Origin of the sequence: Falsiroseomonas oryzae, from assembly GCF_027856955.1 — a bacterium.
GTDB classification, from domain to species: Bacteria; Pseudomonadota; Alphaproteobacteria; order Acetobacterales; family Acetobacteraceae; genus Falsiroseomonas; species Falsiroseomonas oryzae.
This window is the reverse complement of sequence record NZ_JAPSMD010000026.1, coordinates 1-26646: the sequence shown is the minus strand read 5'-3', so window position 1 is coordinate 26646 and position 26646 is coordinate 1. Positions and strand designations below refer to the sequence as shown.

Annotated in this window: 12 protein-coding genes; 3 read left to right on the top strand and 9 right to left on the bottom strand. The window is 66.8% G+C overall.

Features of this window, described 5'->3' with window-relative positions; genetic code table 11:
* The 3 genes from OZN99_RS05285 to OZN99_RS05275 form a co-directional block, all read left to right on the top strand.
* On the top strand, positions 1-1434 hold a 1434-nt coding region (locus OZN99_RS05285; RefSeq protein WP_270934140.1), incomplete at its 5' end, for a 3'-5' exonuclease.
* A 119-nt stretch (positions 1435-1553) separates the two neighbouring features.
* Positions 1554-8906, top strand: a complete 7353-nt coding sequence (locus OZN99_RS05280; protein ID WP_456299870.1) for a sacsin N-terminal ATP-binding-like domain-containing protein — start codon at positions 1554-1556, stop codon at positions 8904-8906.
* Positions 8907-8908: 2 nt separating this feature from the next.
* On the top strand, positions 8909-11563 hold the full coding sequence (locus OZN99_RS05275) for a DEAD/DEAH box helicase (protein WP_270934138.1): 2655 nt from the start codon (positions 8909-8911) through the stop codon (positions 11561-11563).
* Positions 11564-11617: 54 nt separating this feature from the next.
* On the opposite strand, the gene OZN99_RS05270 is transcribed toward OZN99_RS05275, so the two are convergent.
* The 9 genes from OZN99_RS05270 to OZN99_RS05230 all read right to left on the bottom strand — a co-directional run.
* The gene (locus OZN99_RS05270; protein ID WP_270934137.1) at positions 11618-13579 is read right to left on the bottom strand and encodes a DUF262 domain-containing protein; all 1962 of its coding nucleotides are present in this window, start codon (positions 13577-13579) and stop codon (positions 11618-11620) included.
* Positions 13580-13703: 124 nt separating this feature from the next.
* On the bottom strand, positions 13704-15587 hold the full coding sequence (gene drmB / locus OZN99_RS05265) for a DUF1998 domain-containing protein (protein ID WP_270934136.1): 1884 nt from the start codon (positions 15585-15587) through the stop codon (positions 13704-13706).
* 12 nt (positions 15588-15599) lie between these two features.
* Positions 15600-19073 carry a DISARM system helicase DrmA gene (gene drmA, locus OZN99_RS05260; protein ID WP_270934134.1) on the bottom strand — a complete coding sequence of 1158 codons (3474 nt, stop codon included), beginning with the start codon at positions 19071-19073 and terminating at the stop codon, positions 15600-15602.
* A complete protein-coding gene (locus OZN99_RS05255; protein WP_270934133.1) occupies positions 19070-19561 on the bottom strand; it encodes a hypothetical protein in 492 nt (163 codons plus the stop codon). The genes drmA and OZN99_RS05255 overlap by 4 nt, the downstream gene beginning before the upstream one ends.
* A 30-nt stretch (positions 19562-19591) precedes the next feature.
* Positions 19592-20698, bottom strand: coding sequence for a helix-turn-helix domain-containing protein (locus OZN99_RS05250; RefSeq protein WP_270934132.1), 1107 nt, complete (start codon positions 20696-20698; stop codon positions 19592-19594).
* A 128-nt stretch (positions 20699-20826) separates the two neighbouring features.
* Positions 20827-21819 (bottom strand): hypothetical protein, encoded by a 993-nt coding sequence (locus tag OZN99_RS05245; RefSeq protein WP_270934131.1) that lies wholly within the window; start codon positions 21817-21819, stop codon positions 20827-20829.
* 191 nt (positions 21820-22010) lie between these two features.
* Entirely contained in the window at positions 22011-22841 is an 831-nt protein-coding gene (locus OZN99_RS05240; protein WP_270934130.1) for a hypothetical protein, read from the bottom strand.
* Positions 22838-23965 carry a hypothetical protein gene (locus tag OZN99_RS05235; protein WP_270934129.1) on the bottom strand — a complete coding sequence of 376 codons (1128 nt, stop codon included), beginning with the start codon at positions 23963-23965 and terminating at the stop codon, positions 22838-22840. The genes OZN99_RS05240 and OZN99_RS05235 overlap by 4 nt, the downstream gene beginning before the upstream one ends.
* A 125-nt stretch (positions 23966-24090) precedes the next feature.
* The coding region (locus tag OZN99_RS05230) for an Eco57I restriction-modification methylase domain-containing protein (RefSeq protein ID WP_270934128.1) at positions 24091-26646 on the bottom strand (2556 nt) is incomplete at its 5' end.

Here is a 26646-nt window from a genome sequence, read left to right as displayed (position 1 = left end):
AGGCTCGACGCGCTGACGCCGGCGGAGGCGCTGGACGCGGTGATCGCGGCGCTCGACCTACCGCAGCGCCTTCGCGGCTGGGGCGAGGCGACGGCGCGGCTGGCGAACCTGGAGGCGCTGCGCGGCCTGGCCCGCGCCCATGAGGAGACCTGCCGCCAGGGTGGGCTGCCCGCGACCGCGACGGGCCTCTGCGCCGCGCTCGCGGCGGACACCCCGGAGGAGCCGCCGAGCCCGGACCCGGAGGCGGTGCGCGTACTGACGGTGCATGCGGCCAAGGGGCTCGAATGGCCGGTGGTCGTGCTGGCCGAGCTGGACAAGGCGCCGCGGGATCGGCTGTTCGACAGCCCCGTCGCCATGCCGCGCGAGGGCGCCCTCGACCTCGCCGATCCGCTCGCCGGCCGCTGGATCCGGCTCTGGCCCTGGCCCTATGGCGACCAGAAGACGAAGGTCGGCCTCGATGCCAGCGCCGCCGCGAGCGACACCGGCAAGGACGCTGCGGAGGCGGCACGGCGCGAGGCGGTGCGGCTGCTCTACGTGGCGATGACGCGTGCGCGCGACTGGCTGGTGCTGGCGCCGCGCCTCTCGCCAGCAGGCGTTCTCGAGGTGGCCTGGCTCGATGCGCTCGGGCCGCACCGGCCCGTCCTGCCGGCGACCGGCACGGACGAGATCGAGGCCGGCGGCACCCGCTTCGCCTGCGGCATCCGGGACATCCTGCCCGACACCGCCGCGCCCGCCGCGGCGGAGGCACCTCCGGTCGGCCCGCTGCGCATCGCGATCGCCACGACTGCGCATCTGCCGCGGCGGATCCGCCCGAGCGGCCTTGCCACCGGCGGCCCGGCCGCCGTGACCTTGGAGGAGCTCGGGCCGCGGCTGCCGCTCGTGGGATCGCCGGACATGGCGGCCCTTGGCGAGGCGGTGCACGGCTTCCTGGCGGGCGACGACGATGCGCGGCCGCGCGGTGACCGGCTCGTCATGGCCGAAGCTCTGCTGCGCCGCTGGGGCGTCTCCGCCCTCGCGCCCGAGGATGTGGTGACGGCGGGCGACCGTCTCTGGGCCTGGCTGCGCCGGCGCTGGCCGGGCTGCAGCTGGCGCTCGGAGGTTCCGGTGCTCCAGCGCCAGGGCGCGCAGATGCTCGTCGGGCGGGTGGACCTTCTCGTCCGGCATGAAGCGGGGCTCGCGGTGATTGACCACAAGAGCTTCCCGGGCGGGCGCGACCAGGCGCTGGATCGCGCCGCCGCCCACCAGCCGCAGCTCGACGCCTATGCCGCGGCGCTTGCGGCGGCGGAGGGTCGCCCGGTGACCGACCGACTGATCCACCTGCCGGTCGTGGGCGTGCTCCTGGCGCTTGCGTCGAGCGCGTTCGCACCGTCGGCTGCGGCCTCGCGGACAGGCTCCGCCTCAATGGCCCGAATGCAGGCGGATGCAACGCGATGATCAGAGCAAGGTCGGCACGAAGCTAGCTGCGGTCGCCATCCCTCCGCCAGTCGTATGCCGATGACAGGGCGGCCCCTTTCGGGAAAGATACAACCTCACGGTTCGGAGAGCCTTGACCCTTGTCTCCCCCTTTTCAGCGCCCACAGGCGATTATCAACTCGCTCCAGAACCTGCTCCGGGATCAGTACACGGCTGGCTTTCCAATCTTGAAGGAGCTGGTCCAGAACGCGGACGATGCGGGCGCGAGTAGGCTATTGCTGACAGTGCGTGGCGGCTGGAGTGGTGCTGCATCAGTCTTGCTTAGGCATCCCGGCCTTCTTGTTGCCAATGATGGCCCCTTCCGAGAAAAGGATGCGGCGGGGTTGATGGGAGTGGGCGATTCACCCAAGGCCGATGACAAGGCCTCTGTCGGACGGTTCGGTCTGGGTCAGAAAGCTGTCTTCCATCTGTGCGATGTCTTTGCCTTCACCGGTCCTCGCCGCTGCGGAGTGAAGGAGCGCGACATCTTCAATCCATTCCACGATCTGATGGAGGTTTCGCGGCGCGCGACCTGGGAGATCGGTGAAGACGGGTGGGAGCTGCTGCACCAAGCCGCAGATGAAATGGGCCTTCCAGACCGGCGCTTTCTTCTCTGGATTCCGTTTCGTGGGCCAGACGACCTCAGGCCCTTCCGCGGGAACGGCGCCATCACCAATCGCCAACCCATGCCCGGAAACATCTTGTCGGACTTCCGGCGGGAAGAGGAAATCCTGCGCCTTCTTCCAATGCTACGGAATGTGCGCAGCATCGAACTGCGGGACGACGCCACACGCGTGTTGCACGCGGCACTGAAGCCCGATCCGATTTGTCTGCTGGGAGCTGGTGCCCCCCTGCTTGGTGGCGAGCCTCGCCGACTTCGTGCGGAATCGACTTGTGGTTCACTGACGGCGATGGCGCGAGGATTGGAATGGCGCCCGGATGTGGAAGAACTCGCGCTGCTGAAGACGCATGGCGCCTGGCCAACGCGGATCGTCGAAATGGAGGGCACGGTCCCCGAGAAGGCCGAGAGCCACGGCGCAGCGCTTCTGATTCGGCGCGCAGGAACGGATCTATCCATGCGCTGGGCCGTGTTTCTGCCTATCGCAGACGATAGTGCCGAAACTGTGCCACTCGACTTTGGCCTCGATATTATCCTGCATGGCTATTTCTCGCTCGACAGCGGACGCAGGGCTATCCGCTGGGCGCCAGGTGGCGCTGAGCCCGTGGTTTCCGACGAACAGACGCTCTGGCAGGCCTGGAATGCGCGGCTGCGTGATCGGGTCACGTTGCCGCTGTTGCCCGAATTGCTTCACGACGCCCTGACAAGCCGAGTGCTCAAAGCCGACGAGCTTCCCCAGGCAATTGCCGCCCTCCGAGCAACCTCGCTCTTCAAGCGACATCGCCGCGCGATCTGCAGCAGGCATGGGCTGGCGCGCTGTCTGGACAAAGACGGCCGCGCTGCCTGGGCGCTTCTGTCGGCCGATGCCGACCCTCTCGCCCTGCCAGAGTCTTGGGACGGTGAGGGAAGCGCCTTGCAAGGTCGCTTCCCGGAAATTCTCCGCTTAGGTCGCCCGCTGATCCTGTTGCCCGATCACGCGCTGCTAGCGGAGGAGCCTCACTGGTCGCCCGAGATACTTGCGCGCCTGCTGGACTCGACGCCCGACGACGTGCTGACGAGCCCGGCCGCTGCTAGGCAGATGGCGGACCTGCTGCAATTGGCAGCGCCTGAAGGCGGCGATCCTAGCTGGACCTCAATCCTTATCGAGCGCCTTCGGCACGCGTTTGCTTCCGAGAAGCGCTTACCGGGTGACGAGGTCATCACGCGTCTGCTGCGCTTCATCCCACCTGGCCGCCGAGTGCCTCTGCGAGCAGAGATCCCCGCGGAGCTTCGCCGCGTGCTCGCGACAAGCGGGGCTTCAGCGCTCGTCGTGCCGCTCGACTTGCTACCGGCGAATGCGCCGCCCGCGCGAATAGCAGATGGGGATTTTGGCGCTCTGCTGACTGCACTTGGCCCATTTCTGCGCGGTGACGGTAGAAAGGATGTGGCACCTCGTGCCGGCGCGATTGCACTGGAGCTGTTGCAGGCCACCGGCCGGCGTCCCGAACAACTCGCGGAAGACCCCACATTGGCATCCTTAACCCTTTGCCGGGTCGGCCGCCGCGGTAAGGGGCCGGACGAGGTGCTCGACTTGGCTTCCTTCGTACGCCTAGCAGGCGGCGGTCTGATCTTTCAAAATGCGCCTACGACGAACCGCTTCTTCCCGCTGGTGGCGGAGGCTGTGCTCGAGCCCCGTGCCTTTGTGCTGGAGGTGGCCCATGACGGCATTCCACTCAGCGCGCTCGACGCGAAGGCGGCGCAAGGAGTCATCGCTCGGGCACAAGGCTTTGGCGAACCCTCAGCGCGCGCAGAGCTGCTAAAGGCAATCGGCCTTCAGGATGGCGCAGACGTAGCACCATTGCGCCGGCTGGCAGCTGGCGTCACGGATCTGCGTGACCAGACACGCTTGCTGAAGCTGCGAAGCGGCGACCAATCGCTGCGGGAGTTGCTGGCACGGCTACCCGATCGAGCGGTCCATCTGCTGCCAACGGAAGTCACAAAGGTCCTCAGCGACCAAGAGTGCGACAAGCTACGCGTCACGGAGCTGTCGGATCAGGAACTTGGGCAGTTGCTGCACCAGGTAGGGCCGGCGGGGCTCGCGGACGCCCGGCCTACGGAGCAAGAATGCGCCGCCATTCTCGCCAGGCCAATGCCCGAGTCTCTTCTGCGAAGCCTGCCTCTGTTCTGGTGGGTGAGCGGCGAGGGCCGCCCTGGAGGCAACCCGACGACCGCCGATGACCCGCTGTTGTACCGCCGCGGCGCTGCGGATTGGCAGGTGCCAGCAATGCTGGTCGCGAGAGTCCGGCTGCTGCGTATCGCTCCTGATTCTGCGGCTGCTGACACCCAGCAGAAGTTGGTTCAGCAGTGGTGTCCCGCGGCCGCGCTGCGCCTCCTGCTGGATGAGGACGCTTCTGAACACACAACACGCGCAGTTCTCGAAGCCTTACAGGCCCTCGGCCCGAGCAACCTAGATCCTAGCCTAGCAAAATCGCTCCGCTCCCACCGCTGGTTACGAACCGCCAAGGGCGAATGCTCGCCGGACGACATCTTGGATCTTCCCGCAGAACTGGATCAGTCGGCGCGGGAGGTTCTCGGCGATCTCGCGACCTTTAGCGGCCCTGCAGCACTGCCGCCATGGGTGCGCGACCATCCTGGCTTTGAGCGTGTGAAGACCGAACTGCTCCCCGACCGACAAACGTCGCTTGAGATGCTAGCCACTCAGGTGAGTGAGGCTGCCATTGCCGGATTTGGCGGCGACGCGGGCAACTTCCCGATTGACGATGCAAAGCGGCTTGCGAGGCAGAACGTCGATGTCGAATGCGCGGCCTGGCCGCTACTTCGGGGCGCGTTGCGCGAGGATGGCCTCTCGTCGGACTGGATCACGCGGTCTCTGGTTCCCTCGTTCCGTGCTCCTACGCCTAAGGAGGTCGGTACCTTGCTGGCCGATCTTGGGCGCATGGCAGCCGGCCATGGCAAGGAAAGTGAGCCAGCGCGACGGCTTCACCGGCATGCCTTCGCTACCCTCTGCGCAAGCTCAGACCTTCGAGCAGTTCGCGCGGTGATCGGCAACCTGTTTCTGCCGGCGCAGGATGGGCGCTGGCACCCTGCGCGCCGCCTGGCACTCGCCGCCAGCAACGTGGACCCTGCCCATCTCTTGGATGAGCCATGGGCTGCGCTGCTCGGGCAATGCCGCATTCGAAACCGGGACGGTGAGGAATCGCAGGAGCGACCCTCGGGCCCCACTGCCGCGAGCATCGTACCCGTAGAGGAAGACGCACCAGCCAAGCTGCGCGAGTACTTGCGGGTGTGGTCCGTACCGCCGGGTCTCTTGGTAGCCTTCATCGGACTCCTCGGTCGGACGCCTCCCTTCCGTGCTTTGGCTACCGAGCGGCTCGGGGGGGAAGCGCGCAACGTGGATGAGCTGTGGGGGGAGTTCGATCGTGCCCTTCCTTCCTACGTCCGCAGCGTGGACCGGGAGGCAAAAGACAGGCTCACGCCGCGCATGGAGCGGCGCCGTACGGTGTTGAGGATCGGCGAAGCTGGTGAGGTTGGCGCCATCAACCTGGTCGGTGAAGCCTTCCGCGCCAAACGAGCCACCAAATTTGACTCGGTCCTCGACCCAGCTGAGGACGTCTGGCTGGACGCTCGTGCCCGCGAAGCAGACGGACGGGAGCGGTGGCCTGTCAATGTCACGATGGCGCCGGTCAAGGTCGACGACCTGACGCTCGACGATCAGGCGCGACTACTTCGCAACGGCATCCGCGGCCTCCTTCAGGAAAGCTTCGGCCTTCTCAATGACTCATGGCCCACAGTCGACAGTGCGCTCGACTCGCTCTCCGGTCTCTCGCAGGAGAGCGTACAGACGGCGGTTCGTACGCTTCAGGACGAACTGCTGCCCACCCTCCGAGGGCTGAAGCCTGCCCCTGGTGCGCCACTGCGTGGCACGCTGGATCGATTGGAAGAGGATTGCAACGAAGCCAGCCGCTCCGGTGACGACGAAGCATTGATGCGCGCAAAGCGGAAAGCGTGGGAGGCCCTACGTTCCGATGATGCACTGGGCGAGGCACTTCGCGATGGTGTCGCAGCCCAGGTGCGGGCGCTAGGCTACGGGCCGCATCGCGTATTGTTCGAGTTGTTCCAGAATGCCGACGACGCGGTAGGACAACACCCCGGTGCGCCGCGCCGCGTGGAAGTCGCCTTCGACGACGGACTTAGTCTGTGGCACTGGGGCCGGCCGGTGAACCATCCGGGAGCAGAGGCCAAAGGTCCGCGCGCTGCAGGCTACCGGCGCGACCTCGCGAACATGCTGCGCCTCAACCTTTCCGATAAGGACGCGCGCGACACCGGTAAGTTTGGCCTGGGGTTCAAGTCGGTGCACCTGGTGAGCCGCTGGCCGTCCGTGGCAAGCGACCTTCTGGCCGTCCGTATTTCGGCTGGAATGATCCCCGAAGATTGGCCCCAGGGTCGAGCGCGGGTTGCCGATCGGCGCGATGTCGAGACGGCTTGCCCGGCGACCCTGATAGCGCTGCCACAATCGGTACCAGCGGATGGCGACGCTCAGCGCGAAGCGTTTGAGAGATTTCGCAGCGCGGCTGAATGGCTGCCGGTCGTCGCGCATCACGTCCATGAACTGCGTCTCACGGGGCCGAGCGAAATAATCGACGTGCGGATAGCCTGGGAGCCGATCGCTGAGGTTCCATGCTTGTACGTGGTGCGGCGCGAGGTTGCAGGCCGCGAGGATCGACTGCTCGCCTTCGATCTCGGCGACAACCATCGCCTGTATTTGCCGCTGATCAGATCCGGCCTCGGCCGCTTGCCAGACGAACTTCCCCGTCTCTGGCATGTCGCGCCCCTACAGGACGAGATTGCCTCAGCCTGGGTTCTCAGTGGCCCGTTCCGCGTGGACGCCAGCCGCGGCTCCGACACGCGGACGTCCGAAGAACTGCGTGGCTTGGCCGCCAAGCTGGGTCAGGAACTCGGTCGTCTGCTTCGTTCGATCTTCCGCGTCAGTGAACAGGACTGGTCCCGCCTATCGGCGTCGCTGGATCTTCCGGCGGACCCAGCCGCCCGTGAGCGCTTCTGGTCCGACATACTCGCGGCTTTCGCCAAGGATTTGTCGGACCCCGTCTGGTCGGCGCTCCACGGGAAGGATCGCGGGCTGGGTGCTCTTGTCGCGCACCACGCGGTGCTGCCGCCCGCCGATCCCCAGCATAGCGGGCTGATTGCTTTGTCGGATGGGCCGCAGGTAGTGCAAGGGGTGCTGGAAGATCCTGTGATCAGGGCAGGGCTTCGTGCCTGGCCCATCGCCGAGCGGCTGCCGCTTGTCACGCCGGAGACCTCGAGCATCATCCGCCAGCTAGGCTTGGGTGAGTTGAGACACCAGTCCCTCGCTGATCTACTGCGGCAGGAGTGCAAGAAGCCTACCCCGTTGGAAGCAATGGAGGCGGCACGCCTCTGGCGTTTCGTGCACCCGGCGCTCGATTCCCCAAACCTTGCGCGATGGGAGCGCGATGCATTGGCGGACGCGGCGAAAGAGGCGACCTTCCTGGCAGAAGATGGCAGCATCCAGGGTGTGCGGGAATTGAGCATCTCGCCCAGGAGCCTGCACGGTACTGGCGTCTCCGGTGTCGAGGACGAGGCGCTTCACGCGGCCTTCGCTCCACCAGCCGCAACCCTAACACCCAACTACGACACCGAGGCGGCGCTTCGCTTCTTCCTCTTGGCGCGCGAGAGTGCTGGCTATGGTCGAAAGGCTCGCGAGCTGGCCAGCTGGGTTCGGCAAGCCACAGATGATCAAGCTCAGTTGGCCGTCTTGATCTATCTCGCCTCAGGCAGCCAGGGGGAGAACCTCGGGCGTGAGCTAAAGTCTGATATCCCCGATTGGCTTAAGCGTTTGGCGCTGGGGACGGAGGAACTGCCTGGCGTTTCTGAGACCACACGACTCAGGGCGCGAATTGAGCTCGGCTTGCTGACATCTAACGACATAGTCGCTCCCGAGATCGTCTCAGGTCCCCCCGCTGCCGATCTTGAGCAGATCCATGCATGGTGGATGGTGCACAGGGCCGAGGAGGTTGAGCGGTTCGAGGGTGGGGATGTCGGCCTTTATCCAGCCTTCTTTGATCCTAGTGACCTTCACCCCTCAGCGTCCGACGAAGCCCGACGCATCGCTTGGTTCACCTTGCTCACCCTGACGGCCATGCACAGCATTGGACGCACCCGGCACGGTCAGCACCGAAGCTTCCTTCAGACCGCCTGGCAAAAAGGGTGGTGGCAGGAACTGGCGCTTTCCCAGCCTCCGCCGGACAGCAAGCCATGGCTGGACCGCCTGGAAAGCTGGAGTAACGCGACGCTCAACCAGGAGGCCTTCACACTTTGGCGTGGGCTGTTGCCGGACCTTTACGCCTTTGCGCGCTGGCTGCCGGAATATGAGGACATGATCGGCGTTTTGCCGGAGCTGCTGAAGTCCAACCCCAACCTGACCTACCGCGCATTCCTGCAGCCCAACAGTTTCCCTGCCCTTCAAGGCCGCGGAACCCACGCTGCCCCGCTTCTGAGTGCACTAGGTATCGGGGCGCCCTTCCTAGTGAGGGAGCTGACCCGGCATCGGCTTCTCGGCCCCGCCAACCGCATGGCCCCGCTATGCTGGATGCCGACGAAGCGCGTTCGCACTCTTCTACAGGGCTTGGGATGGAGTGATCGAACGGAACGGCCGCACGCTGACCTTAGCCGCGATATTCATGCCTTTGTGGTGAATGAGATTGGCGAGGAGGCAGCCCTGTTCGCCGGTGATTTTTGCCTGCCGCTGCAGCTCTGGACGTTGAGAACTGCGCAGGACGAGGACGGGCCGGAAGAATGAATATGGACACCTTCGCCACCGGAACCCTTGTCCGTCACCCGATTTTTGGCAACGGCATGGTGCGCGCCGCGCTTGGCGAGACCGTGCTGGTGCGCTTCGGCACAGCGATCCACGAGGTCGCGGCGCATAGCCTCTCCCTACTTACATCAGTCGAGGCGGCCGTCGCTGGCGGCTTGCTGGCCGACCCCCTTGAGGCGGTTTTGCGTGCGCAGGCGATGACAATTCGCTCCGCTAATGACCGCTGGGGCGTGTTGTCGCGGTCGCGTGTCGCCCTGCTGCCGCATCAGCTATGGGTCTGCCGCAAGGTGCGTGAACGGTGGCCTTTCCGCTGGCTGGTTGCCGACGATGTGGGTCTTGGAAAGACCATTGAGGCTGGCCTGGTGATTGCGCCACTGATCGCTAGCGGTCAGGTCCGCCGGCTCCTTGTCCTCACGCCCGCCCGCCTCGTGCCGCAATGGCAAGCCCGCTTGAAGGCGATGTTCGATCTTCGAATCGCTGCGTTTGTCAGTGAGGCGGACACCAAGCGTCTGGATTTTTGGGCCGCCAACCCGCGTGTCGTTGCATCATTCCAGACGCTGAGGGACGACCGGGCTGGCCGGAAGGGGCGTCTGCTTGAGGCCGAGCCCTGGGATCTGGTCGTCGTGGACGAGGCGCACCACCTCAACGCCGATGAGAGTTCCGGGGCGACCCTCGCGCACGACCTGCTGAATGAGATGGATCGGGCGGGCAAGATCTGCTCCCTACTTTTCTTCACTGGCACGCCGCATCGCGGCAAGGACTTCGGCTTCTTGTCGCTGATGCAGTTGGTGCGGCCGGACCTCTTCGACCCGCAGAAACCGATAGCCGAGCAGTTGCCTGCGTTGCGGCAGGCGATGATCCGCAACAACAAGGCGTCGGTGACCGACCTGGCTGGCCGCAAGCTATTCACCAACCTCGTCGTAACCCGCAGGGAGCACGGATACTCGCCGGAGGAGACTCAATTCTACCAGACCATGTCCGCGTTCATCATGGACGGCCGTGCGTACGCGGAGAGCATGACGGGGCGCGAACAGAGCGCGCGGATGCTGCTGCTGATCGCGCTCCAGAAGATCGCAGCCAGCTCGCTTGCCGCGATCTCTTCCGTGCTGCGGAAACGGGCTGCCATGCTGAGAGATGAGGTCGCGGCGCCTTCGCCGGACTTTTCTGACAGCGTCACCGGGGGTGACGATGAGGATGGGGAGGCGGCGCGCCAGGAGGCGGTCATCGCAAAGATGCGGGTCGAGCTGCTGCGCAATGAGGTTCAGCGCATCGAAGAACTGCTTGCCCTGGCCGACGCTGTGCGATCTGAGACGAAGATCGAACGTCTGCTGACGCTGATCGTGGATGATCTGGCCGCGGATGAGCCGGTCCTGCTGTTTACGGAGTACAAGACAACACAGGCCCTCATCGTGCGCGCGCTGGAAGAGCGCTTCGGCCACGGTTGCTGCGCCTTCATCAACGGTGACGATGCGCTTGAGGGCGTACCGGACGTCAGAGGCCGCCTGTCACGCCGATCTCAAGCGCGCGAGGCTGCGGCCGAAGATTTCAACGAGGGACGCGTAAGGTTCCTCGTTTCTACCGAAGCCGGGGGCGAGGGTATTGATCTTCAGCAGCGATGCGCAACGCTGATTCATGTCGACCTGCCTTGGAACCCGATGCGCCTTCACCAGCGCGTTGGCCGGCTGTGGCGCTACGGCCAGACGCGCGACGTAACAGCCTATATTCTGAGAAACCCCGAGACGGTGGAATCGCGGATCTGGGACCTCCTCGATGAGAAGCTCCGGCGCATCCAGCGCACACTGTCCGCCACCATGGCCGATCCTGAGGATGCCATGCAGCTGGTGTTGGGCATTGCTAACTCTTCCGCCCTGGAGCCGCTGTTCTCCGCCGCTCCACACGAAGGGGATTTACGCGGTTGGTTCGACGCAGGCAGTAAGCGGCTAGGGGAGGAGAGCGTCCTGGACTTCGTTCGCCGGATGCTCGGTAATGTCGAGCGCTTCGACTTCGGCCGCGACGGAAGCAACGTGCCAAAGCTTGACCTGCCAGACCTCGAGGCATTTTTCCTTAACGCCGTGCATCGCCATGGAAAGCGCCTGTTTCGAACGGAACAGGGGTTTGAGCTGCGACATACTCCGGAGGCCTGGGTCGATCGCGCTCCGCTAGACATTCGGAGGAGCTACGCCTCACTCTCGCTTGATCGTGACCTAGCGGGGCGTGACGCAGCGATGCGCGTGCTCGGCGTTGGCCATGCGTTGATCAACGTCGCAATCGACGAGGCGCTGGAGTTCGAAACGCCGCTGGCTGAAGTACCCGGCTTGCCGCGCCCGCTGCTTATCCTCGGCGTCGAGGAGCGATTGACGGGCATGGCGCGACCTTTGGCACGGCTAATCTTTGCCTTGGAGGATGGGGACGAAGGACCAGTGCTGTTGCGAGATTGGCAGCTGCTGAAGATCCTCAACGACCTCAATGTGCGCTCTCGCTTGAGTGCTACGCAACCAGATAAGGCGCCGCCGCAGGCACAGACGACCCTTGAGCGCCTCGTGCCAGCAGCGGTGGCAGATGCATTGCCGTTGGACGGCGAGTTCGACCGTCCGACCATTGTCCTAGAAGCGCTTCTGCTACCGGCGACCAGTGGGTAAGGCGCATCGACGAACTCATTCCATGGGGCTGGCCACAGACAAGGCGCTCTGCGATCACAGTGGCGCCTCCGCCAGGACTTCCGTCTCGACGTAGTGCTTGAACTCGCTGATCGAGACAAAGCAGCGGAAGCCTACCGAACTCGCCTTGGCCAGGGTCTCAGGTGGTTCGTTCAGCAGCAGTGCGATGGGCTGGCTCAAACCCTCCTGCATTCCACGTGGCCAGGCTGCATCAAGAACAGCCAAGGGTTCGCCGGTTGCGGGATCCGCAAAGTCGAACCCGACTTCACCTCGCGGGAGCCCTTGGCCCTCGAGCCAAACATTGATCGCCTCAATCTCCTGCTCCTCATCCCGATCCGCAGCGGCCGACTCTGCGGTCATCTTTGGCGGAACAGCCGTGAGCATCGGCGCCATCCGTCCTTCGAGCCAATGGGTCTCGCCGTGCAGCAGTTCCGCTAGGCGCCGGTTGGTCTCGGCCGCCAGCAAGGCCTGGCGAGCCTCCAGGAAGTCCCGGTAGCGATCGATACGCCAGAGGGCACGGTCGGTCGGGATCCACTGGGACGCAAGCGCACCTGGATGGTTGCGCTCGATCTCCTCGAAATACACCTCGGGCAGCGTATCGCTGATCTGGAGGTTCGTGTCCTTGGTCAGGAAGCAAAAATTCGCCAGGGCGTTCACCTCCGGCCGCTTAAAGCCTTTCCGGTAGAGCTGAGCCTTTGGGAAGATGTGGTGCACTTCCAGGCGGTTCATCTGACCGAGCAGATTGGCCTTCAACGGCAGACCCGAGCCCCAGTCCCGCGCAGCACCCATACGCGTCAGTAGATACAGCACTGGATAGAAGCGCGCCCCGAGGCTCCAGCTCGCGAAATGGCCAGGCTCCACGCGGAGCGAGCCGTGCCAGAGACGAAGCTGCTCCAGCATCCTGTCCAGGCCGCCATCAGGCCCTTCCAGCGCGGCAAGGTCCTGATCGATGAATGACTCTGTCGAGCCAGAAAACCGCCCCCACATGCCGGCCTGAAGGAACCAGAAAAGGAGCTTGTCACGCTCCTTCTCGCTCATCGCCCCGGAGCGTTGATCCAGGTAGCGCACCATCACTGGGATGCCGAAACGGCTGAATAGGACCCGATCATGATCCAGGCCGAGGCGTCCGGCGATAAAGTTCAGGCTGGTGTCGATGTGCTTCGCGGCACGCTTCAGGCCGTCTTGGATGTCCTGGGCCGATCGGCCGTGCAGGAAGCTGAACTTGGCTTCCCCGGTCAATACAGTGTTCACCGAGCGCAGGAGCCAATCCAGATCGAAGTGGTAGTCGGCGTTCGCCCAGCCCTTCAGCCTTGCCTTCATGTGCTCGCGGGCCTCGGGCCAGTCAGCGCATATCTTCGCCAAGGCGAGATCGCCCTTGGACAGCTTGGTGCCTCCGCTGTTCACCCGATTGAAGATGTCCACAACGACGTCCAGGGTCTTGTCGGCACCGGTCACCTCCTCGATGTGGAGATCGATATCGCCGATCCCTAGCAGGGCGCTAAGCCGGCCGATGTATACGGCGAGATTGGCCGCATGCGCGGGATCACTGCCGAGCCGGGCGATGAGCCCACCCAGCCCCGTCGTGCCCTTGGCCATCAGGTCCGAGACGTCGATCCAGAGCGGATCGCCCTGCATCTTCAACGCCTGATAGAAGGCAAAAACCTCATCGCCGACGTGGAAGTGCAGACCTTTGAACGCCTGGGCGTTGCCATCGAAGAACTTCGGCGGGCGACCACGGACAACACCGTAGAGGCTGGTCATGCGCTGCTGCCCGTCGAGCAGCAGCTTCACGATCCCCGCAGCTAGCGCTCCGTCGCCGCGGTGCTGCGCGGTACTAGACTCCGTGGCCCAGACTAGGAGGCCGCCGACTGGATGGCGCCGGTAAAGGGATTCGAAGAGACTGCGCACTTGGTCGCGGTTCCAGACATAGCCACGTTGAAACTCCGGCAGCGCCATGTGGCCGCTGTCGATGTGATCAAGGATAGTGGCGATCTTCATTGTGCCCGTCGCTTCCGGCTGCGGGCCGGCGTGGAGATGTTGGCGAGGAGTCGAGAGAGAAGAATGCTGGAAGCGTCGGTCGCCGGGTCTGGCGGGACGAGCTCACCGCTGAATGCGCAAGTCATCAAGCGAAGAAGCCGCATCGCTCGGCGCCGACCGTATCGACCAGAAGAGCGCGGTCGAGGTGGAGGTTACGGGCTTCGCAACTCGTTTCCGCAACTAGCAGGCAGCCGTGGCAGGCGGCACCGTGAAGCGCCCGATCTTCGTCCGCGGCGCTAGGCTCGTGATCTGCACAGACGGGATCGCCTGAGCAAAGCTCCAGCCGCTCAAGTGCTAACCGAAGCACGCGCGCGAAGCGCCCCGTCACCTCGACGAGCCCTCCGAGGGTTCCCTGCATGCCCGCGCTCGCTGTGTAGACGAGGATGCCAGCCTGCGGCTTCTCATTCGGGCCTCGGGGCGGCACGTAGATCCGCTCCTTCAGCGAGCTGGCAGGATAGCCGCAATCTAAAGCCACCTCCGTCATCAGCGCATGGGCAAGGCTGTGGGCCATCACATACTCCGGCCGCACGCGCTCGCCGAGGATCGAGCGGTCCGCCTGCAGGCCCCTCTGCCGCCGCGCCCGCTCCCAGGACGAAACGCCAGCCTCCAGAGCGCGCGCGCGCTCGCGCAACGCAGGGCGCGCGAGCCAAGCCTTCAGGGCTTCCGGGTCGAAGAGGAGGAAGAAGCCCTCGCCAAAGCTCTCGACGGCCGGTAGCCACGACGGGCTTCGTCCCAGCGGCGCCCCCTCCACCGCAAGGCCGACGTCCTCTAGGTCGTCGTTGGCAAGCGCAGCGGGTTCGAAGCGCGTGAAGCCGTAGAGGCAGGACACCTCGCGAAGACGGTGGACGGCGACGAGCGAGGCGATGCCGCTCAGTACCGGCTCTCCACCGGGGTCCCACCGCTGACGGTCGAGGGTCTCGGCATGCAGCAGCGCGCGCGATGAGTTCTCGCCGATCAGCACGCGGCCGCTCGAGAACAGCTCGAACTCCGCCAGGCGCGGATCCTTCGCCTGGTCCGCGCCGCCAACGCCCGCAGCCAGCGCCTGGATGCGGGCCCAGACCTCCTCGTTTGAGTATCCCTCCAGCGCGGCGCCGACCGCTGCATTCGCTTCCCGAGCGATGTCGAGCCAGTCGGCGCTGCGCGCCTTCTGCAGGACCGACCAGTGCTGCTCGATCCGCCGGGACAGCTCGTCCTCCGAGGGCGGCAGCGATATTACCGTTGCGACCTGCGGGAAGTAGGTGTTGGTCGCGCTCCGAGTCAGCAGGTTAAGGCCCTTCGGGGCATCGCACGGCTGCGGGTCACGGTCGCCGATCCAGGGCCGCTCGCCGCGGCAAACTCCGAGCCGCTTGGGCGCCGACAGATCTTCCAGCGTGAGCGGCGGCACGCCGCAGTCGCAGACGATGCGGGTGTCGCGGGGGTCGCCGCTGGTGCTGGTGTCCACCAACCACATTTGCTCGCGGCAGGTCGCGCCGTCGGCGTGCAGGATGCGCCGCCACTCGATGTCCTGCAAATGCCCCTTCGTGCAGCCGCACACGAAGCGGACCGGGGACGCGCGCCGACGCTTGCCGTCGTCGGCGACGTGCTCCTTTCGTGCCGGTGGCTTCAGATCGGAGAAGCGGACGAGGCGCCGCCGCCCCGGGGCGTCGCCTTCGACGGCGTCACAGACGAACCACTCTGGGAAGACCGGCGCCTCGATGGCCGGCGGCCGCGTGACACGGCGGTCGTTCGGGTCCACGGGGGGAGTGCGGAGATCGGGCGGGCGGTCGCCGCCGAGGCGCGGGTCTCCGGCAAGGCGCTGATGGAGGAGGCGCGCGAGGCGCGGCTCCTCGATCGTGCGGAAGGCGCCGGGGGCGTGCGTGTCCCACCTTTCGAGCCCACCCACCACCACCGACCGCTCGGGGAGGTCGAGCATCGCCCCGGGGCCGAACACCCCAACCACCTGGCTCATGCGGATCGTCTCGTCGGCCACCGCCCCCTCCCTTCAGCGCAGCTCGACCCGATGGGCATCAACGATGCGCAGCGGCGTCGCGTGCTCCACGTCTCGCATCGACCGGCCAGCTGCGAACCTGCGGTGCGCCGGCGCGAGGCTGTCGAGGAGCGGGTCGAGCGGGTCGTGCAGCAGCGCCTTATCCCGAGGATGGCCGTAGTAGAGCTTCCCGCCGGTCGCCGTCGCCTCGTCGGCCGTCTCGGCCCAAGCGTACACAAGTTCGGCCACCGTCGCGCGCAGCGTGTCGTGGCCTCCGACCACCGCGTCGGGCGGCGCGCGTTCGAGCACCAGTTCGACGATCCGCTGCTGGAGGGCCGTGTTGACCCGTAGCCGCGGCGCAGCGTCCTCGGGCGTCAGGTCGGGCTCTAGGTGCCGGGCCGCGGCCACGACAACGGCTGCCAGCGCTCGGTCCAGTGCGCGCGCCGCCCACGGCGTCACGCTCGTCGCCTCCACCGACCTGTAGAAGCAGGCGTGAAACTGTCGGAACTGCTCGTGGTGCATCCGGTCGCGCGGCTTGTGCGCGTTGAGCAGTGCCAGCACGAGGCCGGGCTGCCCGTCGCGGCGGCCGACGCGGCTAGTGGCCTGGATGTACTCAGCGGCCGCCTTCGGCTGGCCCTGCACGAGCATCAGCCCGAGCCGTCCGATGTCGAGACCGACGGAAATCATGTTCGTCGCCATGGCAACGTCCACGCCGGCCACGTCACCGCAGCGCAGCGCAAGGCGCTCCTTGGCTTCGGCCACTTGATCGGTGCTCACACGCGAGGTGAGCTCGAGCGGCTCGCGCATGCGCCGGTCGGCGAACGGCGCATCGGGCGGGTCGAGCCTTCGCCGCTCCGCGCCGTAGGTCGCCAGACGGGCCCGCACCTCGTCCTCGACGATCCGGCGGGCGCCCCCCAGTTCGCGGAGCGCGTTGAAGTAGCAAAGGGCCGTCTCATAGGCGTCCGCGTCCGCCCCGCCCTGGGCCTCGGCCCGCGCCGCCGCGAGCAGGGTCGTCAGCACTCGCAGGAAGATCAGCTTCGGCCCGCGGCCGGGCGAGGCGAGGCCGACGTAAAGGCGCGCGGGCTTGTCCTCCGAGCGCGCCGTCATGGCGAAGAAGCTGTCGCGCCTGTCGGGACCGGGCGGCGGGAACACCGCGGTCCGCTGCCGGTCGAACAGCGCCTTCACCTGGGCCGCGGCACGCCGCACGGTCGCCGTGCTCGCCACCACCTTCGGGCGAATCCGCCGGCCCATGAACTCACGGCTGGCCAGCCGGTCGAGCGCCACCTCGTAGAGCGCGGCGACGGTGCCGAGCGGGCCGCTGATGAGGTGCAGTTCGTCCTGAACAATGAGGTCCGGCGGTGCCAGGCTATGGCCGTTCCAGAGTGGTCGGCCGCGGCCAGGCTCAGCGGCCCCGTAGAAGCCCCAATCGTCGTGGCGATCGACGTGCCCGAAGAAGGCGCCAGCCTCGCCAACCCAAGGCAGGCCGGCGAACTTATCTACCGTAGCGATTAGGAACGCGGGGAGCCGCCGGTAGATCGCCTCGTCCACCGTGAGGACCGGCAGGGGCCGATCACGGGTGAAGTCGCAGGCGGCATTGGCACAGCGGACGACCATGTTCTGCGGCGCGGCGTCTGTTGGCACGCAGCTGAAGCTCTCGCGGCCGAACGGCGTGCTACACCAGGGGCACGCCTTGATCGGTGCCGGCGCCTCGCGCCCGTTCCTGCGGTAGCGGCGGACGCGCGCGACCGCGGTGTCGTCCCGCTTATCGCCCGCCTTTCCCAGGCGGTTAGGCGACGCCGCCGAGCCGACCCACAGCCCGATCTCGATCGGCCAGTCGCCGAGAAGGCGTTTGCCGCCCTCCTGCCAAGCCGGCTCGCCTCGCATCAGCTCCAGCGCGCAGACGACACCAGCGGCGCGGGAAAGCTGGTCGAGAGTGAGGAGACGCAGCGTGTACCGCATCAGTACCGTCACGCCGGCGCCTAGTACGCCACCATTGGACAGCCGCCGATGGGCGATCATCCACGCCGCCAGCCCTAAGTACGCCTCTGTCTTTCCACCCCCCGTGGGAAAAAACAGGAGGTCCGCGATCTCGCGATCAGGATGTGACGGATCTGCCAGCCCGCGGAGGTTGAGCAGAATGAAGGCGAGCTGGAACGGCCTCCACCGAGGCGCCGGCTGCGCCGAAGGGTCGCCGCCGGGTCCGGCGTTGCGGCGCCGCGCCGCACGGGCCACCGCCTCGTTCATCGCCGCGAAGGCGAGCCGCGCCCGCCCGTCGGCGCGAAGGAGGGCGACGCCATCGGCGATCCGCGCTTCTGCCTCGCGCGCCGCATCCAAGATCCGCTCTGCCGTGGACCTGCGCGCCGGCCCCGCAATGCCCGGCACCAGCGACGCTTGGCCGGCGATCCACGCGGCGTAGGCGGTCGGAAGGCCTCCGAGCGCGCCAGCGAGACGCTCCGCGTCGCCTCGGGCGAGGGCGTCGAGCGCCTCCATGCCGAACTCGACGCCTACAATGCTTTCGTTTGGTTCGACGCGCTCCACCTCAGCCTGCGGCAGGTGATCGGTGAACACGACACGCACCGCTCCGTCCGGCCCCTTCCGCCACCCCGCCGACGTCCCCCGGCCCACCGCGTACTCCGCGACATCGCGGTAGTGCAGGTCGGCAAGCGCGGCGTCGGGATCGGCCGAGCCGTAGCCCGACAGATCGCACCGCGGGTGGAAGCCCGCCGCGCAGCGCAACTCCAGCCGGACTTGAAATGCAAAGGTCACGTCGGCGAAGCGGCGCCGCACCGAGGGACGCCGATTCACGACCATCACCGTCAGGGCGCGAACCCGGGCGACGCTGCCGTCGGGTTGCTCGATAGCATAGGGACGCGCGTGCGCCTCGATGGAAAGGCCGCCCGCCGGGTGCTGCGCGCCGCCGGTGCCCGGCAGCGGAACACGCGCTCCGCGTCCGGCCGGCACCGGAATTCGGACCACCGCCTCGCCGGGCACTCGCCGCCAGCGCACGTCGCGGTAGCGGGGATCGAACTGCGCTTGGCTGTCCGCGAGCACTTCCGGAGGGAGCGGCGGCTCTGTGGCGTAGTCGCCCCAGGTCAGGGCGGCCTCCACCTCATCCACCCCCTCGGGCACCAGCACCGTGATGCCGAGCGAGGCAGGCAGACGTCGGGGGCGCGCGGAGGGCTCGTCGGCTGGGGCGTCATCGGCCGCGCGCGCCGGGCCCGTCTCCGGGTCGGCGCCGGTGTCGTCCCCGAACAGCGGGTCGCCCTCCTCACCGAGGACGTCCGGCTCCTCCGCAGTCGCCGCTCCGTCGGGCGACGGAGCCAGAAAGCCGGTCAGGTACCAGCGTGAAGGGTTCTCCTTCAGTACCTCGCGCGCGAGGTCCGCGTCGTCGGGGCCTGGGCCGATCAGGTCACGCCGAAGAACGTCAACGAGGCGCGCGCGGACAGCCGTCGCGCTGCCGGGAGCCGAGGCAGGCACGAGCGCGTTCATGGGCGGCTCCCGCCTTCTTCGAGCGCGATCGCCGTGAGTCGCTCGTTGTGCCACGCCGTCGTGTAGGCCCGCCGCAGCGGCACCTTCGGCCGGTGCCCGACCTGGTCGAGCAGGCTCTCCAGTGCGACCAGCCTGTCGCGCAGCCCGAGCCGGACACCGAGCCGGAGGCTCGTCGTGTCGGGGCCGCAGAGGACCCAGGCGTCTGGCCGGGCCAGCGCATGGCTCCAGAGGTCGCGCTCCCCCGCGTCCAGACGCGCGACGAAGCCGTCGCGCGCCAGCGCCTCTGCCCGCTGCGCGGCCGTCACCGGATGCACCGCCTTCAGATCCGCCCGGAGCGCGGCCTCGTCGATCCGCTGCTCGGGCCGCCGGTTCTGCGCGCCGGTCTGCGTCTCCTCGACGCAGGCCTCCACGGTCTCGAGCCGATGGCCGCCGCGGAGCGCGCGCCAGCAGCCGGCGCGGTGCGCCTCCAGGATCGCGTTGGTGTCCACAAGAACGCCCCCCCCTGCCATCCGCCCAGCTCAGATCCCAGGGTCGAAGTCGACGCCGTGCGCGGCGAAGGCCTCGGCCAGGTCGTCCACTGGCAGGCCGAGCAGGCCCGCCGCCCGGCGCGCCGAGATCCGGCCGGCGTCCACCGCCGCGGCCACCAGCTCGGCGAAAGGCCGCGAGAAGAGCGGCGGCAGCTCGCGCGCCTGTCCCTTCCGGCCGTTGTTCCGCAGCATCGCCTCGTCCAGGCCCCGCGCCGCCGACTTCGGCAGCAGGCCGGCGCCGACGAGCCGCCATCGGAGCGCCGAGGACGTCACGCCCAGCTCCTCGGCCGCCGCGTTCAGCCGCTCCGCCAGCCCCCTGCCCTCCAGCCCGCCCCAGGGGCCAAGGCGGTTAAGCGCCCGGCGCGGCATCAGCAGGGCTGAGGCAAAGTTGTCGGCTAGCTGCTCGACGCGCCCGCGCGGCGCGGCGGCGGCGTCCTCAAGCCTGTCGGGCGGCATCGCCTCCCAGGTCAGGATGTGGAACAGCTCGTGCGCCAGGTCGTAGTGCCGGCGCCCCGGCACCTCGCGCCGATTGATCAGCACGGCGTCCATCTCCGGCAGGCGGCAGGCCGCGCCCGAGACGCCCGGCACGGTGTCCACCATCAGTACCAGTATGCCGAGGTCGCGCTCCATCGCCTCCACGAGCCGGCGCGACGGCACCTCGCCGAGCCGGAACTCCTCCGCGAATCGCTCGCCGGTGACGGCGGCCTCTTCGAAGCTGCTACCCTTCCCGAGGGTCAGGGCGCGCCGGAGCAGCGGCGGCTGGTGTCCCATCTCCGTCCCCAGCACCCGGAACAGGGCGACGAGACGGCCCGCGTCCCGCTCGTAGGTGTCGAGCTTCGCCGTCGGCACGCCGCTCTGCCGCCAGTTGAAGCGGCCCTCCGCGACCAGGAGGAAGGGGTCGGTGAAGAAGTCGAGCGGCGCGGCCAGCACTTGGGAAAAGCGCAGGAGCTCCTCGGCCGAGACCCGGCGCTCACCGGTCTCGATGGCCGACAGGGTCTGGCGGTCCTTGAAGCCGAGCAGGCGCGTCACCGCCTCCTGGCTGAACCCCAGCTCCTCACGCTTAGCCCTAATCCGTCCGCCGATCAGTCCGGCTTGCATGACATGCGCTCCGTCACGCAGCCGATATAGGATTGCGAAATTGGATTTGCAAGAATTCCTTGCAAAGGATCGAATGCGGCAATTCAGGGCTGAACTGGTGAGACCACACCTTTTGGCTAGGCAGGTCGTCAGCTTCTCGCCAAGCGCAACGCAAACTCCTCTGCCGCTTCGTGGAGCCTCGTCTTGCGTCCGAGAGTCGGGAGGATCTGTCGAACGGCAGATCGCCAAGCCGGGCGCTCTCCCACAACGGACAAACCCTCGAAGGTGCTGACCGGGCGCACCAAGCTGATCGCGGTGCCGGCAAGCCGCACGTTCGGCCGATCCTCCAGCACCTGCCAGAGCCCGTCGAAACGCAGGTAGTCCTTGGACGCATCCCACTCGAAGTCGAGGATGTACTGACGCGGAACGAGGCGGCACCCCTCGTAGCAATCGAGAGCCTGCATCTGCCGCAGCTTGCTCTCTGTCTTCAGCCCCCGCGTTGCTGTCGCGGAAAGGCCATCATGTGGGTGAATCCACACGGAGAGCGGCTTGTCGCGGAAGAAGCCCGGATCGAGACGCATGCGGTCCAGGAGTGACCCACCAGGTTCTTGTACTGGAGGGTTGGTTCCGCGCGCGCCGCGCCGCTTTCGCCAGCGCCGATCAGCCTCGCGCATCATCCGGTCGTTGATCCGCTTACCCCGCGCCCAGACGCTGGTATCGAACCATGTGCGCCAGTCGCGCTCGATGGTGCTCCGTAGCGGTTGGATGAGGAGATTGGCCTCGATAAGCCCGGTGACCTCCTTCTCCTCGCCTTCGTGACCGAAGCCGTTCGCCGACGCGTTCGATGAACCGATCACGCCGCCCGCCTCCGTCAGCCAGAGCTTCGCGTGAAGGCCATCCACGGCAAGCACACGCGTCTTTCCGAAGAGGTCGAGCAGATCCTGCACCTCCGTCGGGTTACAGGCCCCGCTGCGGAGGTCGAGCGCGATCCGCACATCCGCCCGCCGCGCCTTCGCATCAGCCAAGCCCAGGCGCTTCACGGCGCCCTTGCCCCAGTATGCGACGGCGATGCGCGCCCAACTGCTCGCTCGCAGAAGTTCGCTGACCGTGTCGAGGGTGGCTGTGCCGTCCAGGATCCGCATGGTCGCTGCTACGCCGCTTCCGTGTCGGCGTCGGCATCGCCGGGCCACCGGCGCTTCCACGGCCGAATGTTGGCGATGCGCCCAGCTTCGTAGGCGGCGTCCTCCGGCGAAAACTCCGGCATGCTTCCCTTCCGCGATTGTCGTGCTCGCGACAGGGTACCTCCGGATGTTGCCCGAGTGTATCGGAATCGTCAGCGCGAATTCGGGTCGCCGGTCCCGGGTGCGTCCTCATACGACCCGACCACCCAGATAAAGCTCTGGACGTCGATCCGGTCCCGCGGGCCGAGCTGTGCCAGCTCGGTCTCTGTCCGTCTGACGAGGTCGAGCAGGCTCTCGTAGATGCCAATGTCGAGTTCGGGCGCGTAGGCCTGCGCAAACGAGTGGCCGACGCGCTCCGCGAAGTCCTGGGTGACCGTCGGCTTGAGGAACATGTGCGCGTCGGGCCGCCACAGGAAAGGCAGGTAGGTCAACACCGTCCACTTCGCGCTCTCGAAGGGATGCGCGATCCGGCGTAGCTCCTGCAGCGCCGGATCACCGGCGCCCAGCGTGAAGGCGGCAGCAGCCCTGACGAAGGCATCCGCCGACGGGCCGCGCAGCAGCGGCGTCAGCTTCGTCTTCTCGAAGGGGGACAGCAGGTTGGTCCCGTGGAAGACGGTGAGCACGGCAGGCCCAAAGCCGGCGTCGGTCGCCGCCGCATCGAGCGGCGCCGTCGTGTCGAGCTTCCGCTTGGCATCGAGCTTGTAGTTGCGCTCGTCCTTCAGGTAGCCGGGATCCTCGAACCCGCGCGGGAAGTGATTCAGGAAGCGCGCGCGGGCGCCATCAAATCCGACATAGGCGCGGCCCGCCTTCATCGCTTCCAGCTTGAGGCGGTCCCAGAGCTCGTCGAGATCCGTGGCGTCGAAGGGCCCGAGCCTACCGCCGCCATACTTTAAGACGATGCCCCGATAGCCGCCCGCATTGAGACGGACGGCACGCAGCGTGTGCTTGCCGAACGATTCCTCGCGGACCGTCGTGAAGCTCATGCCGCGTCCTCCTGCTCGTCGTCGGCATCCTCGGTGCGGCCCGGCGAGAGACCGCGGGCGCGTCCTTCGGCGGCGCAGGCGCGCTTGAGGTCGAGGAGCCGGGCGAGCGCCTCGTCACGGAAGGGAGCGGGCGTAGTCTCTGCCGTGGGTGCCGAGGACTGTCGAAGCTCCCGCCGCTCGCCAACGAGTCTCGCGGGCAGAATCGACTTTCCAACCGCGCACGAGAGGCTCCCGCTGCCCACGAACGGGTCGAGCACCTCTATGGGATGCAGGGTGACCGTCCGGAGCCACCTCGGCGCCTGGCCGTTGCTGCCCACCGGTTCAAGGGCAATGCCGCGGATGGCTGACGCCACGGATGCGGGCGGTGCCGCTTTTCCCACGGCGATGTGGAGAACATCCGCGTGCGCCGGCGTTTCCTCGCCATAGATCTCTCGACGGCGACCTGGGCTCTTCGGCTTCCAAGCGGAACTCGAAACGCCATCGGAGAGGAAGAAATGGGCTGCCGCATAACCCGGCCACTTCGCATGCGGAAGAATGCTGGGCTTCTCGCCGCCAGTGACCTGCAGCCAGGTCGGTTGCTGCGCAAGACGGAGCAGGCCGTCCTGCCCACCATCCCATCTCTTGCTCGATAGCGGCATCCGTGTCGGAACCCACTCAAGCGGATGCAGGCCCGCTCTCGCGAGCGCTTCGATGAGGCACCGCGCCAGCTTCGCCGCGGCCTTGTCTTCGAAGCAGCGATAGCGGACGGCATCATGATCAAGCACGTGCCGCGACCGGTCCGCGACGCGGAGTTCGGCGAAGGCGTAGGACAGGTCGAAAGCCATCGCGGCCTCCGGCGTCTCGTGCGCTACCGCCGCGTAGGCAGCGGGCGAGCCGAACACGAACGCCTCCGGATACGGCTCGTCCTGATCGCACACCGCCACTTGTCGCGCGACGATCGCCGGCAAGCGACGCGGCAGCGCGAACAGCAGGCCGCTGTTCTCGATGAACAGATAGGTCGGGCTGAGCGCCTCGATCTGCGCGGCGACGTGGTCGAGCCATTGACGAGGGAGCGCACCAGAAGGTGTCGCCCGAAGGCCGGCTCCGCCAAAGGGGGGCGAGGTGAAGACGAAGTCAAAAGGCAAACGCGGTCTCCGTGCGAGGATGCGGCAGGGTGCGCGGTGGTCGAGCCGTACGGAAGCGATTCGACGAGGCACGCCGGAGAGGTGGCGCTGCGCCAGGGCTCGTTGCAAGGGCGACGAGGCCCGCATCACGCCGCTTCCGCGTCCTCCTCGTCCTGCTCCTCGGCTCGGCCCGGCGAGAGGCCGAGGGCGCGTTCTTCGGCGGCGCGGGCGCGGTTGAGGTCGAGGAGGCGGGCGAGGACCTCGTCGCGGAAGGGAGCGGGCCAGAAAAGGCGACCCTGGTACCGGTGGGTCGGCTCAGTCTCCTCGGTTAGGAATTCCGGCGCGGCGCGGGCGGCGAGGTCATCCCAGCCATAGGCTCGTAGCACGACGAGATCCAGGCAGTGGTGCAGGTCGCGCAGGCGCTGGATGTCGCCGGCGCGGTCAGACGAATTGTGGAAGCGATTGTAGGTCTTCGTCAGCCCTTCGTTCCGAGTGACCATGATGGTGGCGCGGTGATCGTGGTAGGCCACAGCGGCTTCATGTAGTGCGGCACCATCGAGCATCGGGACAGGGAAGGTCTCGAAGCAGTCCGACGGGCCATAGCGAAGTCGATCTTCAAGCGAGGAAGCGAAAAATGCCGCCCATAGCTCATGCGGGCGCGACTGCAGAATGCCCCGGAAGGCGGGTCTTTCGTCAGCGAAGATGGTGGTCGAGTCCGCCCAAATAATACCGGTTGGCACCGTCGTTACCATATGATGCGCGGAGACACGCGTCAGAATATGGCAGGCGGAAAGATCGCGCGTCGCCGCTCGTAGGTTGGGGCGCTTATCCGCGTAGTGCCACCACCGTAATCTGAGCGCATCGCGCCTTTGTCCGTCACGATCAGGCTTCACAAATCGCTCGACGACATCCAGCAGGTCCGGCCAGTCTGCTGCAACCGGTGCGGGGTAGTCGCGAGGGACAATGCCGCTCCGGCGGAAGCGAATGCGTTCTTCCTCGGACATTTCGGCCCAAAGGCACTTCACCTCGCGATCGCCGCGACGCACCACGATAGTTTCCCGCCGCAGCGGGAAATCATTGAAGTCGATGCTATATCGATGATGCGAGTGAGTCGGGCTGGTGTTCACCTCTTCGCCGCCGAGATATGGAAAAATGCGCTCCGAGTTACGTGGATCCTTGGTAACCAGCCGCTCCATATCAGCCAGGGACAAGGACTTTCCCTTCGATGCCGTCGCATTGTCGAACGTAAAGCCAATGCCGATTAGCTTGAAGCCTTCGAAGGATTTACCTGCGTTGGTAGCAAGACGCGCAGGGCTCGCATCCAAGTCGCCGTTTACAAGATAAGCGCTGATTCGACGTACCTGTTGCCCGTCCAAAACTGGACTGCGTGCCGCACCATTTACGATGTGCACGACTGACACGACTACCGCTGCTTCGCCTGGCCAGACCAGACGGCGGGATGCTCGTGAAATGCTGCCTCCCGCTGCGAGTATGGGGCATAGTCCAGTTTCTCGCGTATCGCCCTGACCAAGCGTATTGGTTGCGACTAGGCCAAGACAACTATCTGGTCTTAGTAACGCGAAGGCACGGCGGAAGAAGTGTGCGACGAGGTCTGCGTTGCCATGCGCCCCTTGATGGATTTCTTGCAGCCACGCGGCATAGGCATCGCTGTGCTCAATCGAGATTTTCTTCCCGCCAAGGAACGGCGGATTTCCAATGACGGCGTCGAAGCCACCCTCCCTCTCGTTAAATACCTCCGGAAATTCCATCTGCCAGTGGAACGGCCTGATCGGAGGCTTGCTATGCCCGAGCGTTGCGGCCAGCCGCCGCGCCTCCGCCCACATGGCGTCGCCGCCGCCCGGCATGGCCGCCAGCGCACGCCGTGCGCCCTCCCGCTCGCGTGGCGTATCGTGGCCGAAGAAGCAGGCCACCACCGCATCGCCCAGCGTGCGGACATCCTCCATGCGCGCTTCCAGCGCACGGTGCCGCGCCTCCTGGATCGCGCGGGCCACGTCGTCCGGCGCGTCGCGGATCTCCGCGCGCGCCCGTACCGCCTCCGCCAAGCGGCCGCGAACGAAGCCGCTCATCGCGCTGTCCTGCCGGTCGTCGCCCCAGGTCAGCGCGCCGATCTGATTGCGCGTCAGCCCGACCAGGCTGTCGCCGCTCTTCAGCGCGTGGTCCAGGAAGGTGAACTCGTGGTCCCGTGCCAGGGTCGCCAGCCACAGCGACAGTCGCGCGAGGTCGGTCGCCATGGGGTTGCGGTCCACGCCATAGAGGCACCGCTGCGCGACCAGGCGCCTTGCCAGCAGGTCCTCGTCCTCGTCCTCCGCGATCGGCGGCCGTGTGCCGGGATGCCGCGCCCAGGCCGCGACGAGCCGCGCGGCGATCTGGCGGCAGGCTTCCACCAGGAAGGCGCCGGAGCCCATGGCCGGGTCGCAGACCTTCAGCGCCAGCACCGCCTCCGGCTTCGCGTCCTGCCCGATGCGCGCGAAGGCGGGTTCTAACGCATGGCGAACGATCGGCTCGGTCAGGCTGCGCGGCGTGTAGTGGCTGCCGGTGCGCCGCCGTTCATCGGTGGGCTGCAGCAGCGGCGTGCCGGGCGGCACCGGCCCGTGCGGGCTGCCGCGCTCGTCCACGATCGGGCGCAGCGCCTCGGCCAGCGCGGCGGCGTCGGCCGCGGTGCCGAGCGCGGCGGTGACGCG

What these genes read in the sequence shown, in the direction of transcription:
- OZN99_RS05275 (WP_270934138.1), top strand. Translation starts at nt 8,909, where the DNA reads ATGGACACCTTCGCCACCGGAACCCTTGTCCGTCACCCGATTTTTGGC.
- OZN99_RS05270 (WP_270934137.1), bottom strand. Translation starts at nt 13,579, where the DNA reads ATGAAGATCGCCACTATCCTTGATCACATCGACAGCGGCCACATGGCG.
- drmA (WP_270934134.1), bottom strand. Translation starts at nt 19,073, where the DNA reads ATGAACGCGCTCGTGCCTGCCTCGGCTCCCGGCAGCGCGACGGCTGTC.
- OZN99_RS05250 (WP_270934132.1), bottom strand. Translation starts at nt 20,698, where the DNA reads ATGCAAGCCGGACTGATCGGCGGACGGATTAGGGCTAAGCGTGAGGAG.
- OZN99_RS05245 (WP_270934131.1), bottom strand. Translation starts at nt 21,819, where the DNA reads ATGCGGATCCTGGACGGCACAGCCACCCTCGACACGGTCAGCGAACTT.
- OZN99_RS05240 (WP_270934130.1), bottom strand. Translation starts at nt 22,841, where the DNA reads ATGAGCTTCACGACGGTCCGCGAGGAATCGTTCGGCAAGCACACGCTG.